The 19,464-nt window shown below is 39.0% G+C and carries 22 protein-coding genes and 1 tRNA gene; 12 read left to right on the forward strand and 11 right to left on the reverse strand.

Annotated elements, in window-relative coordinates; all coding sequences use genetic code 11:
* The first annotated feature begins 193 nt into the window (after positions 1 to 193).
* The 8 genes from ffh to lepB are packed head-to-tail and all read left to right on the forward strand — an operon-like array spanning position 194 to position 5,170.
* Positions 194 to 1,498: a signal recognition particle protein gene (ffh, locus tag AC3M61_RS06620; RefSeq protein ID WP_500780094.1), complete on the forward strand. Its 1,305-nt coding sequence runs from the start codon at positions 194 to 196 to the stop codon at positions 1,496 to 1,498.
* Positions 1,499 to 1,550: 52 nt separating this feature from the next.
* Positions 1,551 to 1,826 carry a 30S ribosomal protein S16 gene (rpsP, locus tag AC3M61_RS06625; RefSeq protein WP_014451474.1) on the forward strand — a complete coding sequence of 92 codons (276 nt, stop codon included), beginning with the start codon at positions 1,551 to 1,553 and terminating at the stop codon, positions 1,824 to 1,826.
* A gap of 2 nt (positions 1,827 to 1,828) precedes the next feature.
* The gene (locus tag AC3M61_RS06630) at positions 1,829 to 2,053 is read left to right on the forward strand and encodes a KH domain-containing protein (RefSeq protein WP_014451475.1); all 225 of its coding nucleotides are present in this window, start codon (positions 1,829 to 1,831) and stop codon (positions 2,051 to 2,053) included.
* Complete coding sequence (gene rimM / locus AC3M61_RS06635) at positions 2,050 to 2,583, forward strand: ribosome maturation factor RimM (protein ID WP_448378565.1); 534 nt, start codon at positions 2,050 to 2,052, stop codon at positions 2,581 to 2,583. Before AC3M61_RS06630 ends, rimM begins: the two co-directional genes overlap by 4 nt.
* Positions 2,580 to 3,320 carry a tRNA (guanosine(37)-N1)-methyltransferase TrmD gene (gene trmD, locus AC3M61_RS06640; protein ID WP_500780095.1) on the forward strand — a complete coding sequence of 247 codons (741 nt, stop codon included), beginning with the start codon at positions 2,580 to 2,582 and terminating at the stop codon, positions 3,318 to 3,320. The genes rimM and trmD overlap by 4 nt, the downstream gene beginning before the upstream one ends.
* The gene (locus AC3M61_RS06645; RefSeq protein WP_500780096.1) at positions 3,310 to 3,894 is read left to right on the forward strand and encodes an RNA methyltransferase; all 585 of its coding nucleotides are present in this window, start codon (positions 3,310 to 3,312) and stop codon (positions 3,892 to 3,894) included. Before trmD ends, AC3M61_RS06645 begins: the two co-directional genes overlap by 11 nt.
* Positions 3,895 to 3,918: 24 nt before the next feature.
* Positions 3,919 to 4,266: a 50S ribosomal protein L19 gene (gene rplS, locus AC3M61_RS06650; protein WP_448378562.1), complete on the forward strand. Its 348-nt coding sequence runs from the start codon at positions 3,919 to 3,921 to the stop codon at positions 4,264 to 4,266.
* 1 nt (position 4,267) lies between these two features.
* Complete coding sequence (gene lepB, locus AC3M61_RS06655; protein WP_500780097.1) at positions 4,268 to 5,170, forward strand: signal peptidase I; 903 nt, start codon at positions 4,268 to 4,270, stop codon at positions 5,168 to 5,170.
* 71 nt (positions 5,171 to 5,241) lie between these two features.
* Here the strand turns inward: lepB and AC3M61_RS06660 are convergent, their stop codons facing one another.
* From AC3M61_RS06660 to AC3M61_RS06685, 6 genes are all read right to left on the reverse strand, one after another.
* Positions 5,242 to 5,898, reverse strand: a complete 657-nt coding sequence (locus AC3M61_RS06660; protein ID WP_500780098.1) for a hypothetical protein — start codon at positions 5,896 to 5,898, stop codon at positions 5,242 to 5,244.
* 35 nt (positions 5,899 to 5,933) lie between these two features.
* Entirely contained in the window at positions 5,934 to 8,165 is a 2,232-nt protein-coding gene (locus AC3M61_RS06665) for a hypothetical protein (RefSeq protein ID WP_500780099.1), read from the reverse strand.
* A gap of 75 nt (positions 8,166 to 8,240) precedes the next feature.
* Positions 8,241 to 8,906, reverse strand: coding sequence for a hypothetical protein (locus AC3M61_RS06670; protein WP_500780100.1), 666 nt, complete (start codon positions 8,904 to 8,906; stop codon positions 8,241 to 8,243).
* Between the two features lie 133 nt (positions 8,907 to 9,039).
* Positions 9,040 to 9,918 (reverse strand): CBS domain-containing protein, encoded by an 879-nt coding sequence (locus tag AC3M61_RS06675; RefSeq protein ID WP_500780137.1) that lies wholly within the window; start codon positions 9,916 to 9,918, stop codon positions 9,040 to 9,042.
* A 117-nt stretch (positions 9,919 to 10,035) separates the two neighbouring features.
* A complete protein-coding gene (locus AC3M61_RS06680; protein ID WP_500780138.1) occupies positions 10,036 to 10,410 on the reverse strand; it encodes a CoA-binding protein in 375 nt (124 codons plus the stop codon).
* Between the two features lie 37 nt (positions 10,411 to 10,447).
* The gene (locus AC3M61_RS06685; protein WP_500780101.1) at positions 10,448 to 11,698 is read right to left on the reverse strand and encodes an HD-GYP domain-containing protein; all 1,251 of its coding nucleotides are present in this window, start codon (positions 11,696 to 11,698) and stop codon (positions 10,448 to 10,450) included.
* A 218-nt stretch (positions 11,699 to 11,916) separates the two neighbouring features.
* On the opposite strand from AC3M61_RS06685, the gene AC3M61_RS06690 reads away from it, so the two are divergent.
* The 4 genes from AC3M61_RS06690 to AC3M61_RS06705 all read left to right on the forward strand — a co-directional run bounded on the left by AC3M61_RS06690 (position 11,917) and on the right by AC3M61_RS06705 (position 14,111).
* Positions 11,917 to 12,007: transfer RNA gene (locus AC3M61_RS06690), tRNA-Ser, on the forward strand.
* 95 nt (positions 12,008 to 12,102) lie between these two features.
* Positions 12,103 to 12,564, forward strand: coding sequence for a ribosome maturation factor RimP (gene rimP / locus AC3M61_RS06695; RefSeq protein WP_500780102.1), 462 nt, complete (start codon positions 12,103 to 12,105; stop codon positions 12,562 to 12,564).
* A 37-nt stretch (positions 12,565 to 12,601) separates the two neighbouring features.
* Positions 12,602 to 13,636 (forward strand): transcription termination factor NusA, encoded by a 1,035-nt coding sequence (nusA, locus tag AC3M61_RS06700; RefSeq protein ID WP_500780103.1) that lies wholly within the window; start codon positions 12,602 to 12,604, stop codon positions 13,634 to 13,636.
* Positions 13,637 to 13,670: 34 nt separating this feature from the next.
* The gene (locus AC3M61_RS06705; protein ID WP_500780104.1) at positions 13,671 to 14,111 is read left to right on the forward strand and encodes a Fur family transcriptional regulator; all 441 of its coding nucleotides are present in this window, start codon (positions 13,671 to 13,673) and stop codon (positions 14,109 to 14,111) included.
* Between the two features lie 48 nt (positions 14,112 to 14,159).
* Here the strand turns inward: AC3M61_RS06705 and AC3M61_RS06710 are convergent, their stop codons facing one another.
* From AC3M61_RS06710 to AC3M61_RS06730, 5 genes are all read right to left on the reverse strand, one after another.
* Complete coding sequence (locus AC3M61_RS06710) at positions 14,160 to 15,437, reverse strand: ComEC/Rec2 family competence protein (RefSeq protein ID WP_500780105.1); 1,278 nt, start codon at positions 15,435 to 15,437, stop codon at positions 14,160 to 14,162.
* A 42-nt stretch (positions 15,438 to 15,479) separates the two neighbouring features.
* Positions 15,480 to 16,691 (reverse strand): 2,3-bisphosphoglycerate-independent phosphoglycerate mutase, encoded by a 1,212-nt coding sequence (locus tag AC3M61_RS06715; RefSeq protein ID WP_029684215.1) that lies wholly within the window; start codon positions 16,689 to 16,691, stop codon positions 15,480 to 15,482.
* Between the two features lie 98 nt (positions 16,692 to 16,789).
* Complete coding sequence (locus AC3M61_RS06720; RefSeq protein WP_500780106.1) at positions 16,790 to 17,986, reverse strand: aminopeptidase; 1,197 nt, start codon at positions 17,984 to 17,986, stop codon at positions 16,790 to 16,792.
* A 36-nt stretch (positions 17,987 to 18,022) separates the two neighbouring features.
* Positions 18,023 to 18,514 (reverse strand): hypothetical protein, encoded by a 492-nt coding sequence (locus AC3M61_RS06725; protein WP_500780107.1) that lies wholly within the window; start codon positions 18,512 to 18,514, stop codon positions 18,023 to 18,025.
* Positions 18,511 to 19,449 (reverse strand): SPFH domain-containing protein, encoded by a 939-nt coding sequence (locus AC3M61_RS06730; RefSeq protein WP_029684097.1) that lies wholly within the window; start codon positions 19,447 to 19,449, stop codon positions 18,511 to 18,513. Before AC3M61_RS06730 ends, AC3M61_RS06725 begins: the two co-directional genes overlap by 4 nt.
* Between the last annotated feature and the right edge of the window lie 15 nt (positions 19,450 to 19,464).

The raw sequence follows: 19,464 nt of genomic DNA on the forward strand, positions 1-19,464 counted from the left end.
ACCACTACACGCCGAGTAATTTATATTTCTTTTCTGTAACAAAAATCATGTGTGTTAAGTAAACACATACATTGTCTGATACCTAAAATTCATATACAATTTCCATTTTTGTTACTTTAGTATTGTCCAGTTAATTGATTTTTTTGCTCGAAGCTGTATTATATTTTCTGTACGACTTCGGTGGGGTGATTTTATGTTTGAAGGTTTGAGAGATAAGCTATCAAATGCTTTTAAGGTGTTATCTGGGAAAGGTAAAATTACTGAAAAAAATATAGAAGAAGCGATACAAATTGTGAAAACATCGCTTCTTGCTGCTGATGTTAATTACAAAGTTGTCAAAGAGTTCGTTGAGAATGTAAAAAAGCGTGCACTTGGTGAGGAAGTTTTAAAATCACTGACACCGGATCAGATGTTTATTAAAATTGTCAGGGATGAATTGATAAAACTACTTGGAGAAAGAGAACCTTTCAGGCTTATCCATCTTCCTTCCTACGTTATGATGGTAGGTTTGCAAGGTACAGGAAAAACAACAAGCGCTGCAAAAATTGCTAATTACCTAAAAAAACAAGGCAAACACCCGATTTTAGTGGCAGCAGACACTTACAGGCCAGCGGCAATTGACCAACTTGAAACTTTAGGAAAGAAGATAGGTGTCCCTGTAATCACCGGAGACAGGAAAAACGCACTGAAAATAGTCGAAGAAGCTATAAAGACTGTTAAAGATAGTGGATATGATGTAGTAATCCTCGATACAGCTGGACGTTTGCACATAGATGATGAAATGATGGAAGAACTCGAAAAGATAAAGGCAATGGTAAACCCAGACGAGATACTCTTAACTGTTGATGCAATGGCTGGACAAGATGCTGTAAATTCAGCCAAAGTTTTCAACGAAAGACTAAACATAACAGGTTTCGTCATTACAAAGTTGGATGGTGATTCACGCGGTGGTGTGATACTTACTATCAGATACATTACAGGTAAACCTGTCAAGTTTGTCGGTGTTGGTGAAAAAATCGACGATTTCGACGAATTTTATCCAGACAGAATAGCGAACCGTATCCTTGGTCTGGGCGATGTGCTTTCTTTGATTGAAAAAGTTGAGCGTGAACTTGACCAAGAAAAGATGCAAAAAATGGGCGAAAAATTTATGAGAGCCGAGTTCACGCTTGAAGACTTCAGAGAACAGATAAAAGAGATAAAAAAGCTAGGGATTGAAAAAATTCTCGAAGCGTTACCTGGAACACCAGATATTGACCTAAGCACCAGCGAAAAGGAACTGAAAAAAATTGAAGCGATAATCAACTCAATGACCCCAGAGGAAAGGAACAATCCGGCTATTTTGAACGCCAGTAGGAAAAAAAGGATAGCGATGGGAAGCGGAACAACCGTTCAAGATATAAACAAACTACTGAAATCATACGAAGAAATGAAAAAGTTAATGAAAATGATGAAGAGGGGAAAATTACCATTTGGCCTTCGAGGTTTGAAGTTTTAAGAAAATACAATTCAGTAAATCTCATCACAAAAGAACTTAGGAGGTGTTGTTAGTGGTAAGGATTAGACTTACACGCATGGGAAAGAAGAAACAACCATTCTACAGAATCGTTGTTGTTGATCAGAGGAAAAAAAGAGACGGAGCTTACATTGAAAGTCTTGGTTACTACAACCCACTTAAAGAACCTTACGAAGTTAAGGTTGATATCGACAGAGCTGTTGAATGGATGCTGAAAGGTGCACAACCAAGCGAAACTGTTTCTAAACTGCTTGGTAAGTTAGGCCTCTATGAAAAACTTGAAGCTGCCAAAGCCAAGAAGGAGGCATAAGTGTGAAGGATTTTCTTGAGTACGTCCTCAAATCGATAGCTAAACATCCAGATGATGTAGTAGTCGTTGAATACACAGAGGACGGAAAAAAGGTTTTCGATATTTCGGTGCATCCAGAGGATGTAGGTCAGATTATCGGCAAGGACGGGCGAACTATTAAATCAATCAAAATTTTGTTGTCTGCTATGGCCGATGATTCTGACTTCATCCTGAAGGTGATAAGATGATGAAAAGAGTTGAAGAGTTACTGAAAGACAAGGTGGCCCTTGGTGTGTTAAGCAATACCCATGGGCTGAAAGGCGACCTAAAACTGCATCTTTTTACAAACATGCCAGAGCTTGTTTCAAAACTCACGGAAGTCGTTGCTTACAACGAGTCTCAGAAAAAATTCGCTTATATACGCATTGAAACCAGCCGAAGAGCCCATGACTATTACATAGTCCACATAGCTGGTGTCAACACCATATCCGAGGCGGAAAAACTCAAAGGTTTTGTCTTGTATGTTGATAAGTCGTTCTTCCCAAAATCAAAAGACGGCGAATACTACTTTTTCGAACTTTTTGATTGCGAGGTTATAGATGAAAACGGGAACTCCGTTGGCATCGTGGAAGATGTGATAGAAACAGGGAACAATGATGTAATAGTAGTAAAGAAAGGTAAAGAAGAGGTTCTCATACCAGTTATCGAAAGGTATGTTACAAAGATAGATAAAGAGGCAAAGAAGATTCATGTGAAGATGCCGGAGTGGTTGGAGTGAGGATAGGTATCGTCACCATATTTCCAGACTTTGTAAAAGTTATACGAGAATACGGAGTAATTGCCCAAGCAGTTGAAAATGGTCTTTTACACATCGATATATTCAACCTGCGTGATTTCACAACTGACAAGCACAAGGTTGTGGATGACTATCCATATGGTGGCGGGCCTGGCATGGTTATGAAACCTGAGCCGTTCTTTCGTTTCTTTGAGTTTTTTCAAAGTAACTATGGAAAGGCTTATGTTATTCTCACTTCTCCCCAAGGCAGAAGACTCGACAACAAAGTTGCTATGGAGCTCGCCAACAAAGAACAGATTGTAATCATCTGCGGAAGATACGAAGGAATCGACGAACGCGTTATGAAATTTGTGGACGATGAGATTTCAATAGGTGACTATGTACTCACAGGTGGAGAGCTTCCTGCAATGGTTATTGTCGATGCAGTTTCAAGATTTGTTCCAGGTGTGGTAGAAGAAGAATCTGTTAAGAACGACTCTTTCTACAACAATTTGTTAGACCATCCACACTACACAAGACCAAGAGAAATAGATGGTATGTCTGTTCCTGAAGTTTTGATAAGCGGTAACCACGAAGAAATTGAACTTTGGAGACGGAAAGAATCATTGAAAAAAACGATGCTAAAAAGACCGGATATCTTTATGAAACATGAATTCGATGAATTAGACAAGAAGGCTCTAATAAGCCTTTTCAAGGAGCTGATTAGAGATGCTCGATAAAATATATACAGCTCTGATTCACTATCCTGTCCTTGGTAGAGACGGTAGGATTATAACAACCGCAGTTACAAACCTTGACATTCACGACATAGCTCGTAGCTCAAGGACGTACAACATAAAAAAATACTACGTCGTGACACATCTTCCTGCTCAACAAGATATAGTAAAAAAGGTCCTTGGATATTGGACTGATGGATTTGGGAAAACTTACAATCCCAACCGTTCAGATGCATTGTCTATAGTCGAGCTCAAATCATATGTTGAAGATGTAATAGATGATATAGAAAAAAACGAAGGTCAGAAACCCATAATGATGTTTACTTCAGCAAAGGTCAGACCAAACACAATAACATATGAAGAGGGTAGGAAAATTGTACTGAATGAGCAAAGACCTATCTTGTTGCTCTTTGGAACAGGATGGGGAATGCCTAAGGAATTAGAAGATATGTGCGATTATTCCCTAGAACCTATCCGTGGCAAAAGTGATTTTAACCACTTATCAGTTAGAGCAGCTGTTGCGATAATCTTGGATAGATTAATCGGAGAGGCTGTTCTAGAAAAAACGGAAAAATAAGAATTTGAAAAGGAGGTTATACATATGAGCATGGACAACCTTGTTAGAATCATCGAGAAAAGTCAACTGAAAGAAGTTCCAGAGTTCAGACCTGGGGATACTGTAAGAGTTCATGTCAAAGTAAAAGAAGGAGACAAGGAAAGAGTTCAGGCTTACGAAGGTATAGTTATTGCCATCAGAGGTTCCGGTATCAGCAAAACATTCACGGTCAGAAGAATCGCTGCAGGTGGTATCGGAGTCGAAAGAATTTTCCCACTTTACGCTCCTACCATCGAGAAGATAGAGGTTCTCAGAAAAGGTCGTGTAAGAAGGGCAAAACTCTATTACCTCAGAAATATCAAGGGTAAGGTGAAGATTAAGGAGAGAAAATAAAATGCCCTCAAAGAAAAAATCTGAGAACAACAAACTGAATAAAGGGAAGAATTTAGCAAAGGAGATAGTCATAACACTTATATACGCTATCGTTGCCGCAACAATCATAAGGGTCTTTGTATTTGAAACGATGCTTGTTCCCACTCCATCAATGGTCCCCACAATAAATGTGGGGGACCGTCTTTTTGTTGAGAAGATAACGTATTCTGCACGTGAACCTGAAGTTGGCGAAATTGTCGTCTTTTATACTCCGTTCCCGGATGAACGCGCTCAGCAAATGCTTAGAGCATTTGATAAATTCATGGATTTATTCACACCAAGGCAGTTCAAAGGCTCGGTAAAGTATGTGAAAAGGTTGGTGGCGAAAGAAGGAGACGTAATAACTTTGAAAGAAGTGGACGGAAACTGGAAGCTGTTCGTCAACGGCCAGATACCTGAGCATTTAAAAGATGTTAATTACACTAGAGAGGGCATTTTTAGATATCCAAAGCTGTGGGAATACCTAGCTGAAGCGAGTAAGTATAAGAACGATAAAACCCAGTACAAAAATTTTCTTTTCGAACTCGCGTCTAAAGAAGGAACAGAGCTAACCAATATTGTCTTTAGTATCTTAGGTGGACTTGATCCCGTGCCCTACGGTATAGATTACACGGTTTTTGTAGACCGATATCTGCAACCGAATGGTATAAAACTTTCGGACTATGTATGGGAAGAAAACGGACAGGTATATGTGAAAATTCCTGATGGTTTCTATTTCTTTATGGGAGATAATGCTTCTCAAAGTTTAGACAGCAGGTATTTCGGTTTTGTTCCAAAAGACTGCGTTGTTGGTAGGCCTATTTTGAGAGTGTGGCCGTTCAAAGCTTTTGGTCCCATCCAGCCGTTAGTAGAGATTAAAAAGTAAGTATGTATAAATAAAAAAGCGGGGAGGAACACAAACCATCCCGCTTTTTTATTTTTTGCTTTTGCACTTGATTATTTCTTTGCTTCCTCGATTATCGAATTCAGCGCTTTAAAGAAATCTACTCCGGATTTTCCAAGTTCTTCTATCTGCTTATTTATCTCTTCATTTGCTTTTAGAGCTTCAATGACACCTTCCGGGTCAAATACAAGCAATACATTAGTATAAACGAGTGAGCCCACTCTCTCTTCCCAAATTGCGTACACGTAAGCACCAGAAATTTGAGCTTCAGAGAACATCTGCGTTACTCTTTTATACGCTTCAACGGCGATACTTTTAACCTCTTGTGATTTTGAATTCGAAATACTTTGTAATTGACCTTCAACAAGCGCTGCAAAAGTTTGAACCTTGGCATTGAAATATTCAGCAAGTTCTTTGTATGCATTAATCTTTGCCTTTTCTCTTGCACTAACTGTATCAATGCCTGCACCTATGCTTTGGCCCACAAAGGCGATTAATCTTCCCGCTTTGTATAGCTCACCAACCCTTTTTTCCATACTGTTGTTCACAAAGACAATAGTAGCATCTTTGGGAATACTTTGAATCTTATATCCGTTAGCCGTTATCCATTGATATTGGTCCTGTTGAAATAACGTAAAAAGAAGAAACACCCCCAATACTGCTGATAATATTACTACAGCCCATAAAACACCGTTGTTTTCAAATATCACGTGAGCACACCTCCTTAGAGGAAATTTTATTAATTTTACTTAGTCACTTGATAATTAAAATCCGATATCTTCTTAATTTTCAGAGCATCAACTGTGGAAAGGAATTTTTCCATATCAGCCATAGGAACGTTTTCTATCTCCACTATCAATTTTGTATCGGTCTTTTCAACAACTCTAACTTTATCATAATTCGCGTTTAAGTAATCAAGCAAAATGGAGCCGTAGATTACTCTTTCAAGCACAAACGTGTATTTGTAAACTGCAATTGGTTGTGCGTTTTCGAATCTAAGAGAACTTGCTACAGCATCTACGTATTCTTTGAATTTTTGACCAGATGTTGTCTTAGATAAAGCCGCTTGCTCAGTAGCTCCTGTGTTAACTTCCTCAAATCTTAAAGTATCAAGTATGTTACCAGTTATAGTGTCAATAATCTGTGTTGTAATCAACGTTCTAACAGAATAAACTTTGTAATCTGGCAAGTACGTTGCTGCACTGTTAACAATCACGTAAATCAAGTACCTTGCTGCACTCAATGCTGTTACTTTAGCCAGCACAGTTGGTGGCAGATTACTCTTTACCTGGGCCTCCAGGATTTTCCTTGAGAAGTCCTTAGACACGAGCTTTATACCAGAAGACAGTAATCCATCAATTATCGCAGGTTCGATGTATCCTAATTTATCCCCTTCGGTTAGAACCAATGCAAAGCCGACCGGGGCATTTTTCAAAGCTTCTTTAATATAATTCTCAAAATCATATTTCTTAATCTTTGAACTCACGAGGACATAATATAAACCTGCGTATTCTCCTGTTGCCGATATTTCGTAGTCGATGGCTCCAATAACTTTGGTGAGAATATATTCATCTAATGGAACGTCCAACAGTTCCCTCTCACTACCAATAAGTAACTCAGAGGCAGCTTTTTTCATAGTTTTTACTAAAGCATCCTTCAAAGCATTCTCACGCATTAACTTTTGGTCTGATATTATCTTAGCAGTCCCACCGGCTAAAATCTTTAACTCTGCGTCTGTTTTGTAGACCGTTTTCAGTATGTCAGGGTTCACCCTAACGCTTCCTGGAGCCCATGTAGCATTTACCATTCCGGCGAGCGAAACTGTTACCTTTGACGTGCTAGATTTGACAAGCACAGACAATACAGCATTCCCATCGCTAAGTGTTACCAAGTCTTGTGCTTCAACCTGTTCTCCGAAAACCCACAACGATTTTACCTGAGTAGGTTCTACAAAAATCTCAAGTTTTACTTGTTCTCCAAGTAGTACATCCTGAGGACCTTTAATCGATATTTTCACGTCATTCAAAAACGGCGTAAGTTTGTCAACATCCACGGAACCAGGCGGTAAGTCATTAACCATCGAGAACAATTCGTTTAAATAGTTAGCCACTTCTAGTGCACTTTTCTTATCAGTAACTCGTGCGGAGTTTATACTAGCGGTGAGGTTTTGAACCCTATCGTATCTCCTTCTGATATCATTTACAATTTGAATCAGCTCTTCTGCAGTCTTTGGAGGAAAAGTATTTGCTGACAAAAGAGGTTCGTATTTATCAGCAATAGCCTTTGCGGAAAATATCATCTTAGAGTCAAGCAGTGATTTACCAAGTCTTATAGCGAGAAATGCCTCTAATTGCTGTTTTGCTTTTTCGGCCTCTATATATACTTGGACTTTTGCATAATACTGGTTTCCAACTTTCTTCCTCTCTGTAGTTCTATACGAAACCCCCAGTAATTCCATTTCTGACTTCGTTTGAATCGTCTTTTCGTATTGAGTTTCGAATTTTTCCTTCACTTTTCCATCTTGAATCATCGTTGTAAGCTTTTCTTTTAATACAGCGGAGGATTTTACTTCCACGTACAGTTGTTCAATCAGCTTTTGGAGTCCATTGTTTTTGGCCATTTCTTCTGCTTCTAATTCCGTTTTGCCGTAACCTTCACCAAAGACTTCGATATATGCATTCGAAAGCTGTGCTGGAGGTTGCACTGGTGATATTTGAACCGATGCCTGGGATTGTTGAGGCTGTGACGAAGGCTGAGAAGATTGTGATGGTTGTGTTGCTTGAGGTGGCTGAACTTGCTCTTGGGCAGTGCCAGGACTTGTAGCTGTGCTTATTGTCTTATTTATGTCCTCCATAGTCTTAATAGCAGACGATGTATCAGGCTGATTTACTTCAGGTTTGGGTATTAAGAGAAAGAAACCTGCAACTAAAATACCTATCAACAAAGCGGAAATTATCAACAGTGTTGTCGAATCCATAGGAACACCTCCTCTTTAAAAACCCCAATAAAACAACCCCCTGCTTTATAGCAGGGGGCATCGCAGACCAACTTATTATTTCTTTTCCATTGGTGTCCCTTTAGTTGCTTCTTGTAAGACAGCATTCAAGTTCTCAAAGAAGTTAACCCCTTGTTTTCCAAGCTCGTCCACTTTTTGTTTCACCAAAGCATCAACCTCTATCAATTTCAAAATCTGAGCCGGGTCGTACACTAATAGCACGTATGTGTAAACCAGGTTATCTCTCTTAACCTTCCACGCTGCAAATTCGTAGGCACCTGACACTCTTCCTTCAGCAAACAATTCCGTTACTCTTTTGTATGCGTCCACTGACGCACTCACTACCTCTTGTTTCTTACTGCCGGATACCTGCACATTTTGTAGCTGACCTTCTACAAGTTGTGCAAATGTTGTAACCTTTGCGTTCAAAAACTCTGCAATCTTTTGATATGCACGTATCTTTGCTTTTTCTCTATCCTGTGTTGTTCCCAAACCTTGTGCCTCACCTTCAAATGCTATCAGTTGACCTTTTTGAACAAGAGTCTTCACACTCAATGCTTTTGACTGGTCAACAAAAATAATCTCCGCATCGTTTGGAACCTTCCAGACTTTTACGCCGTCAACTTCGATGTACTTATCCTTTGGCATGAGAAGAAAAATCCCACCAACAACAACCGCGGCAACAAGAACCCCAACCAAAACCCACGTTAATGTGTTATCCATAGTTACACCTCCTATGCCTGAGTAATAGTGAGAAACTCAACTTAAAATAATGCAAAAATAGCGAACTCACATTAATCACTAAATATTTAGACGCCTTGATTTCTAAAACCGTTCAAAGAAGTGCTTAGGTTTTTTAAGAACTCTTATTCAAATAAAATACCATTTCAACAACTACGCCTTTTCCTTTCTCAGAGAGTACAACCATTTTATCTGAGAATCTTTTCATGTTAGGTAACCCCATTCCAGCACCAAATCCTAACTCTCTCACATAATCCGGCGCCGTTGAATAACCTTCTTTCATTGCCAATTCGATGTTTTCGATACCCTTTCCCCGGTCTTCCACTCTGACGATAATCCGGTCAGACGCTAAAAAACAGAATATTTCACCCTCACTCCCGCTATGTATGACCACATTTGTTTCAGCTTCGTAGGTGGCTACTGCAACTCTCCTCACATCTTGCTCAGGTATACCTTTACTTATCAAGAACTTTTTCAATTGAGCTGCACCTATACCAGCTAAATTAACATCGAAGTAGTCAATTTTGAAGTAAAAATCTGCCCCTTTTTTGTCAATTTCCTCACCAGTGACCAAAGACCTACTCAAGACATCTTGCTCAAGTACTTCTCTTCGTCTCTCATCATGTAGATAAAGCAAACCAAGTCTAGTAGCAACTGCGGCAAGGATATCGTTTTTCGTAACTATACCAACAAGCTTCCCCTGAGCATCAACAACTGGAAATCTGCCGTATCGATATCTTTCGAAATGCTTAATCACATCTTGCAATGTAGCGTCTTCACTTAAACAAACCACGTTTTTAGTCATGTGTTCGTTGACGCTTTCGTTAAGTGTACCATTTTCAAGGCATTTTATGATATCTTCTATGCTTATTATGCCAACCACGACATTGTTGTCGTCTACAACAGGGACTCCAGAGATTCTTTTCAGCCGTAGTATTTCCTTTACCTGTGCAACCGTTCTGTCTGGCTTTACGTAAATTACATCTTTGGTCATGAATTCTTTTACGCTTATATTGGCAAAAACCTTTTGAACCTTTTCTAAAATCTCGGAAGTCAAACCACGTCACCTCTTCGAATATTTGAAATCAAAAATGTAAACATTCCTAAGCTTTCACCAGTTTGTCTGGACCATTATGCATTTGATAAAAGAAAAATCTGCATCTGACAGTGTTTTTGAGAATTCAATTATCTCTTCCGATTCTGCACCTGGCTGGAACCAGAATTTACGAAATCCACGGCTGTAAGCTTTTTTTAACTCCTCAAGCCCTACATCTGGTGGAACAATAAAAACTATCAAATCAACATCATCTGGTAGTTCATCAACACTCTTGTAGGTTTTTATCCCTTCGATAACATCGTACTTCGGGCTAACTGGAAGAACATCAAAGCCTTTCTTCTTCAAGTCCTTTAGAACAATATTTCCAAACTTTTGAGGATTTGTTGTTGCACCAACAATGGCTACTCTTCTGATTTCCCTTAAATTAATACTCATACCAAAATCCCACCTTTCTTTTATAACTACGTTACTCTGTTAAACTTTTTTCAAAATCACTAATTTCTTTTTGGATAGATGACATGAAATCAATACTTTCAAAATTGAAACCACCGTAAACAAGCTCTTTCAAGATGCTTACAGGTCCAGGGTCAAGAACCCCATTAGAAACTGCCCTTTGCACTTCTTCTAAAGCTTTCTCAGGACTATTGGGACCTCTGTAAGGTCTCGGTTCCAATACTGCGACAAAGTAATCTGCAACTTGTAGAATCTTATCCTTAAATGTCATTTCAGACCCTTTTAGCTTCCAAGGATAACCACTTCCATCAACTCGTTCCTGATGCCTGACGGCGGGCCAAAACCACGGTTCATTTTGGTGCTCTAAAAGTATGAGATAACTATAGTAAACATGCTTTTTCATTATATCCATCTCAGAAGTTGTCAACTTTCCTTTCTTTTCTAGAATACTTATCGGAGTTGTTATTTTTCCTATGTCGTGGAATAGACCAGCAATGAAGAATTCTTCTTCCTTAAGCAAAATTTCCTTTGCGATAGCTCCCGCCAAGTTAGCTACTCGCCAACTGTGTGCACGTGTAAATTCGCTCTTTGAGTCAATTATGTAAGACAAAACCGCTCCCATTTCAACAATTTCTTCAAAACTCATAGTCTCCTGTATGGAGTAATCTTGGATTAGCTTTTCCCTGTTAAACCCAGCTTTTATATCATAAAGCATCCATCTTGTGTATTCTTGTTTTAAGACACTCAGCGCAGCATCGTACACAAAATCGAAGAATCTGTTTTTTATTGTGGATAAAGGAATAATAAAATCATCATAGGTCATCTCTTCGTCGTTCACAAGTACGTACTTAGATATTTCTTCACTGATAGACACAACATTGGCTGCGATATCTTTTGTCGAACTCTCGTTCAGATAATGTGGTAAGGCGTGGTGGAGTAAAATGCTTGCAGACAAGTTTGGAAACCTTTTGGAAAGAAACGATATCTTTGAGACCTCAAACGCAGAGATTAGTGTGTGATCTTTGGTAGGAGCTTCAAACGTGGGAATATCCTCTTTAATAAGAAATTCGTTGTTAATATCATCTAGTAAAATACCTTTATGCGGTGTCAAAACCCCAAGGTCATGGAGAACACCGCAATAAAATAATTCCAGTTCATCAAGTCCCAATTGCTTACCTATTTTTGATGCAATAAAGCCAACTTGCAGAGAATGTACACCAAATTTTGGAACGAACATTATCGTTTTCAAAAGTATATCAACCAATTCTTTTCACCTCTGGTATCTATTATAACACAACGCAAGCCTAATTAATGTGTTTTTTTTGATAAAGTTTACCTTGAAAAAACATGGCTACAAAAGTATTGTCACCTAGAATCAATCCGTTCATTGGGTTGCAGTCAATGAAAGCTCTTGATTTTTAATTGAGCTATGGTATAATTACGTAGGACTTTGCAAGCTTGGTAGGGATTCCGAGCTTCCCAGGAGAGGTGGCCGAGGGGTCTAAGGCACACGCCTGGAGAGCGTGCGGTGGCCATAAACCACCCGTGGGTTCAAATCCCACCCTCTCCGCCAGAAAGTGTTAGGTAGTCTTGAAAGAATTCATCAAAACCGGGACGTTAGTCCCGGTTTTTCGGTTATCTTAATAGAAGTTTTCAGGAGGTGAAAAAATGAGTTTAAGTCCTAAGGAAATAGAAAAAAAGGTGACAGAAATCGCCAAACCTATTGTCGAAGCTTTCGGGCTGATACTTTTCGACGTGAAATATAAAATGCAATCTGGCAGATGGATACTTACAGTTGTTATAGACAAACTGGATGATTACGTGAGTACAAAAGACTGTGAACTGGTTTCATACGAAATAGAGAAAAAGCTTGATTCAAGTGACCTGATACCCGGGAGGTATTACTTAGAGGTATCTTCTCCGGGACTTGATAGACCCCTTCGAAGTATCCAAGATTTCAAAAGGTTTGAAGGAAGCCTTGCAAAGGTAAAGACAAATAAAACTTTAAAGGGGTATATAAAAAGCGTCGATTTGGAAAATGGGACAGTGGTCCTAGAAGTCGAAGGTAAAGAAGTCACTGTAAACTATAATGATGTTAAGTCTGCAAACCTGGAAGTAGATGTATTTTAAAGAATTTAAAAAAATAGGCATAGGAGGTCGGTAAAGCATGAACAGTCCAATGTTGTTGGAAGCACTTAGGGAGTTAGAAAAAGAAAAAGGTATATCTGTTGACGAATCGATTAGCATTCTTGAAAAAGCTATTATGAGTGCATATAAGAACAAAACTGGTGAAAGGAATGTTGAAATCGTCATCAACAGGCTCTCGGGAGAAATTGAGGCTTATCAACTGCTTGAAGTTGTAGAAAAGGTAGAAAACGAAAATCTTCAGATTTCCCTTGAGGAAGCATTGAAGATAAAGCCAGATGCAGTTGTTGGGGACATTATTAAGAAGAAGATGAATATAAAGAAGCTTGGAAGGTTTGCAGTTCAAGTTGCGAAGCAAGTTCTTATCCAAAAGATAAGAGAAATAGAAAAAGAGAAACAATACGAAAGGTACTCAGAGCTCGTTGGAAGGGTAGTCGTTGCTGAAGTTCTTAAAGTTACCCCGGAGTGGTTGGATATCAGGATTGGAAAGCTCGAAACACATCTTCCAAAGAAAGAATGGATTCCAGGTGAAGAATTTGAACAATCCGATTTGATAAAAGTTTACGTAAGGGAAGTCAAAAGGGACAAGAAAGGTCCAAAAATTATAGTATCACGAACAGATCCCGAGTTTGTGGTTGGGCTTCTAAAACTTGAAGTTCCTGAGATTGAGCAGGGAATAGTAGAAATCGTCAAAGTTGTAAGAGAACCCGGGGTTAGGACTAAGGTAGCTGTAACTTCGAAGGACCCAAAAGTCGACCCTGTCGGCGCTTGTATAGGTCACGAAGGCTCTAGAATAGCGGCTGTGTTACGCGAAGTGAAAATGGAAAAGATAGATATTATAAAATGGTCCGATGATCCAAAGGAATTGATAGCCAATGCGCTCTTGCCTGCTTCGGTTATTGATGTCGAAATTTTAGACTACGAGTCGAAGGCCTCAAGAGTTCTTGTCGCTCCAAATCAACTTTCGCTCGCGATAGGAAAAGCTGGACAAAATGCAAGGTTAGCAGCGAAGTTAACGGGTTGGAAGATAGATATTAAACCTGTTATGAACGCGTAAGTTCGACAATTTCACAAAATGAAGGGGCGATAATATGCACGTTGACAATCTTAAAAAAGAGCTAAGAGACAGAAAGTACAGAATGACTCCTCAACGAGAACAAGTCTTAAAGGTCTTTGTAGAAACCAATAGTGAACACTTGGGAGCCGAGGAGGTTTATAGATACCTTCTAAATAAAAAGCTCAATGTAAGCAAAGCAACGGTTTATAGGACCATAGATTTACTTGTTGAACTCGGTTTTTTAAGAAGGTTGCAATTCGGAGAAGGAGTGTACAGATACGAACTTGTCGATAGGGAAGGAAAACATTCGCATTTTATTTGCAATTCTTGTGGAAAAATATACGAACTAAAAGGAGAGCTTTCTCCCGATAAAGTAATGAGTATGTACATGGACTTTTTGAAAAATAAAGGTTACATCGTGGAAGAAATTGACCTGAAGTTCAGGGGATTATGCCCGAAATGCTCAAAAAAGTGAGCAACTGAATCCGAAAAAATTAATCAAACTAAAAGCAGGAGTGTCTTTCTAAGACAGCTCCTGCTTTTGTTTTCTTGATTCAAATACAAGGCCTATATAAATGATAAAAGACATCGCAAATGCAAAAGTAACTACTGGATGTTGGGGTATCAATGGCAATTTAGCAAACATGATAGCCACCGTCTCGATAAACCAAGAAAAAGGCTTTAATGCGTAAAGCAAGAGCGCGCTGAGGTAGTACAACTTAAGCGCAAAGAGAAGATAACTAACCGTTAGTCCGAACAACAAGACTTGAACTGGTATTGAAACCAAGATAGTTGCTATTATGGAAAAGGGATTCACCGGATTTATCAAAGAAACATACGGAGCACTTCCAAGGAACCCTCCAACGTTTGATAGGAGATTATTTTCAGAAATTAAAACACCAATAGTCGCAAAAAAAGTCATATAAAATGATAGCGAAAACACAATTTCTGGATTCGCTAACACCATGCCCGTCCCAACAAGTGAAACTACGTTTATAGTGTTTATTCTGTAATCAAAAGCCCTTAGTAATCCTGCCACATACAGCATTATCAAAGCACGTATCGAGGGTAATCCCATTCCTGAGCCTATCACAAAAACCGTAGGCAAAACCAAAGAAAGGACAGTCCTCAACCATTTTCTGTAGGTTAAAATTCCTACGATGTAAGAGGTGAATAAATAAAGCAAAGATACGTGCATTCCTGAAACGCAGAATATATGAAATAATCCACTTTTGATAAAATTCTCATCTCTTGAAGAATTTCCGAATAAGTTTTGATAAAAAGGGTCAACATAGGTTGTAAATTTTCTGAACTTCTCAAACTGAGCAAAGACCGAGCTGATGAAAGATTCGTAATTGTTCGCAGTTACATAATAATCGGTCTTTGCATAGTATATAGGATATGAACTTCTCTTTCTTAACTCACCTACAAAGTATACTATTGTGCCGAGAGGTTCTTCCTTATATACAAGAACATCAACACCAAGTTTGTGCCACTTTTCACCATCGAAAAATGACAACTGAAGAATACTTGAACCATTCTGGACCATTTTCACAATTCCTACGAATTCCATGTTTTTCATTGGAAATTCAAGGTTGTTAACAGACATGACATTTGATAACATCAAAACAAGGAAAAATAAACCAAGCTTTGGTCTTTTAAAAAGGGCTAAAGCTATGGGAAAAACCAAAAAGAAAAGTGGGAACTTCAAACGAGTTCCCACTAATGGACCGATAATTGCTCCACCAAAGTAATAGAAAGAAGTAAAAGATGCAGAATAGACTTTTGGCTTCTCCCCCAACCCTTTCCCCCCAGCCAATACTATCTTAAACTTGAAGATGTATTACGCACCAAACTTCTCTAACCTACCCGAGTACGCTAGGATCAGGTTCATAACATCTGTTGCATGGATTGTGCCAATTGTTCCTCTTGCGCATTCAAATTCGTTGAACGCTTTTGAAAGTCCTCTTCTTGTGTGTTTAGCAAAGAACATTATCGGAACCGGATGGAACGAGTGCCCTTTCATTGCACAAGGTGTTGAGTGGTCACCGGTCACAACAAGCACATCAGGGTTCAGTGCTAAGATTTCAGGAAGAACCTTGTCAACATTTTCAATGACGTGAACCTTTTCGTCAAATTTGCCGTCTTCACCGTAGGAATCTGTTTTCTTTATGTGAACAAAGAAGAAATCGTAATTATTCCATTCTTTCTTTAGTGTCTCTATCTCGTCTTCGATGGTTTGACCTGTCGGGATAATGGTCATTCCAACGAGTTTTGCAAGCCCTTTGTACATTGGATAAACCGCAATCGCACCTGCTCTAAGTTTGTAAACTTCTGGAAATTGTGGAAGCTTAGGATACTTTGAAAAACCCCTAACGAGTGCAAAGTTCATCTTGGGTTCATCTTTGAGCACTTCTTTGATTTTTTCAAGAAGTTTATTTACAATTCTTGCCGTCTTTTCAGCTTCTGGCGAGAGGGCTGTCGTATATTTTATGGGTTTCCCTTCTTTTTGCGGGTCCGCATCTTCGATGTTATCGGATAATCCCTCTCCTGTAAGCTTTAAAACAAACCTGTGTTCTTTACCAGGGTAAAACGTTACTTTCACGTCTTCAATTTCCTTTATGTTTGCATTCAGTTTTTCTACAACCTTAGCGCTCTCTTCTGTTGATGGCCTACCTGCCCTTCTGTCTACGACTATATCACCACTTATAGTTGCAAAATTACCCCTTGCAACAACATCAAGCTCTCCAACTTCTATATCTTCTCCCAACGCTTCGAGAATACCTCGACCAATTTGATATTTGATGGGGTCATATCCGAAAAGCCCAAGGTGTCCTGGTCCACTACCAGGTGTTACTCCGTGCATAACAGGTATAGTTTGACCAAGGTCACTGAGTTCAGCAAGCTTATCTAAATTTGGTGTGTTCGCTTTCATAAGTGGTGTTACACCTTCTTCATTTGGTAAATCACCGATACCATCCATAACAAGCAAAACAATCTTAGAAGCATTCGGCGAGATTAATTCATGAACAAACTCCTGTTTGTCAAAACTCATACAGCCTACCTCCTTCAGCAAAATTCACATCGAAACTTAGTGATATTCTTCACATACAATTATACCATATTGGAAAAGTTATACCAGATGGTGTTTAACTAAATTTTCCAAAGTCCGTTCTCCATCAATACATATTCCTTTCCATCTTTTATTCCGTATACATTCATTTTATCGTTTCCAACCATAAAATCCACATGTGTAAGACTCGTATTTATACCATCTTTTTCTGGATCACCGCTGAAATCTTCCACGCATGTTGGGTACGCCCTACCAAGAGCAAAGTGTGAGGCAGCGTTTTCATCGTATAGCGTATTGTAGAATATCCTATTGAGTTGATAAATTGGTGAGGTTATGTCAACAAGAGCAACCTCGCCTAAATAGGATGCTCCTTCATCTGTGTTGATGAGTTCTTTCAACACACCTTCTCCCTTTTCCGCACCAAAATTAACTACCTTACCGTCCTTAAACTCAAACCAGAAATTGTCGATTATGTTGCCCTGGTAAACAAGAGGCATACTGCTGGATATCCTTCCGTTAACTCCGTATTTCGATGGCGCAGTAAAAACTTCTTCTGTTGGGATATTCGGAAGGAATGGCACACCGTTCACATCATGTTCTATCCCACTCAACCAAAGATGTTTCTTTGGAAGCTCTACGATCAAATCTGTGCCAGGTCCTTCGTACCTTAAAGCCTCGAATTTCATATTGTTTAGATAATCTTTTCGATTTTTTAGTCTTTCCAAATGAGCAAGGAGTTTGTCATAACCTGATTCGTCTATCCTTGCCATAAAGAGAATGTCTTTCCATAAAAGAGTTATATCTTCGGTTCCATAAACTTTCTTAGCCCATTCTGGATTTGGTACACCTGCTACACACCATCTGTTTTTATTCATCATTGTTCTTTCCATTATTTCCTTAAATGCTATTTGCCTTGCCTTAGTAGCAGCTCCTATCCTATTTGCTGGAACATCTGAGAGTAAATCTGCATAGGAGCCTACAAGTGAAATCGTAGCTGCGCCATCGTCTAGAAAACTTTTTGCCATTTCAACTTCCCAGTTATACACATTTGTAATAACATCTTCTGGAGCTTTCAGAAGTTTCTGCCTTGTTATATACGTGTCGTTCCAAACAACGAGTACTTCCTTCGCACCTAGGTCGTAAGCTTGTTCTACAAGAATCCTAACAAAGTCCTTATGGTCTACAGAAGCATTCACAATAAGCTTCTGGCCATTTTGAAGGTTCACACCTACTTTTAAGATAGCCTGTGCATAGTTTACCAGCAAGTTCTTATCCATGATGTAACACTTCTCCTTTCATCGTCCTGTTTTACATTAATCTGTTTGAAATAAAGTTAAAATCAATCCCACAATCAAAGAAAAGAAACCTATATCGGAGGCATAGTTTGTTAGTGAGACTAAGAAACCTATTAGACACAGTACGTAAAATTTTAGCAGATTGGCGAAAAGCTTACCGAGGTTACGTTCAAGGATAAAAAGCGAATACTCGTTATGACTTGCACCTAAAGATAGTATGAGTAATCTGAAGCGCCTGTCGATGGAATAAACTCCAACAAGCAACTTGTATATTAAAAACACGGTCGATAAGACAGCAAAGAGTGCAAAGGCAATTATCAAGTTGTCAACATAGTACCAAAGCAATGTGAGTAACCCAAGCGTCATTATGTCATTGAAAAAATAGAGGGTTTGATAGCGAAACCTCGGTCTTTTGGAAATTACACTAAAAGAAATAAGTACGGCAAAAAAGCTCCCGATAAGCGTACTTATCAAGGAGCCAAAGATTATGTTTAAAAATGTCTTAATCATTTGTCTTTCTTTTCCTCCGAATGTTTTTCTTGCTTTGTTTGAACATCTTTAAACAGCTCAGCTATTGCTCCTACCGATGACAAGACAGACGATGTTTCTAAAGGTAGGAATATCTTTGTTGCTTGACCGTTGGCAACTTCCTTGAGCGTTTCAAGATATTTAATTGCTATGAGATCATTTGTTGGATTACCCTCATGGATGGCTTTAAACACACTTGTTATAGCAAGTGCCTGACCTTCAGCTTCAGCAATAAGTCGATATTTGTTCGCCTCGGCAACTCTTTTAATTGCCTCAGCCTCACCTTCTGCCCTCAGAATTGCTGCTTGTTTTTCTCCCTCAGCTTTGAGAATTTCGGATTGTCTGATACCTTCTGCTTCCAGTATGGCAGCTCTCTTTGTCCTCTCAGCTTTCATCTGCTTACTCATTGCTTCCATAATGTCTTTTGGCGGATCGATTTTCTTAATTTCAACACGTGTAATTCTTATACCCCATTTATCAGTCGCCTCATCAAGAACTGTTCTTAACTTAGCATTTATACTCTCTCTTGACGTTAGTGTTTGGTCAAGTTCGAGTTCACCTATCACATTCCTCAGATTCGTCTGAGCAAGCTTGATAGTGGCAAACTCAAAATTACTGACATTGTAAACAGACTTGAACGCATCTGTTACCTCGTAATATATCACAGCATCAACAACTACAACTACGTTATCTTTCGTAATAACTTCCTGAGGAGGAACATCTATGACATGTTCTCTCATGTCAACTTTGATCATCCTGTCGAAGAAAGGAATAATGAAGTGTAGGCCAGACTTAACTTCCTTCTTAAACTTTCCTAACCTTTCAATCAAACCACGCTCGTATGGTCTTACAATCCTGATTCCTGTTGCAGCAATAATCAGAAGTAAAAATGCAATTGCAATTAGCACAACATACATGTTTCTCCCCTCCTT

The sequence above is a fragment of the Fervidobacterium sp. genome (assembly GCF_059913585.1).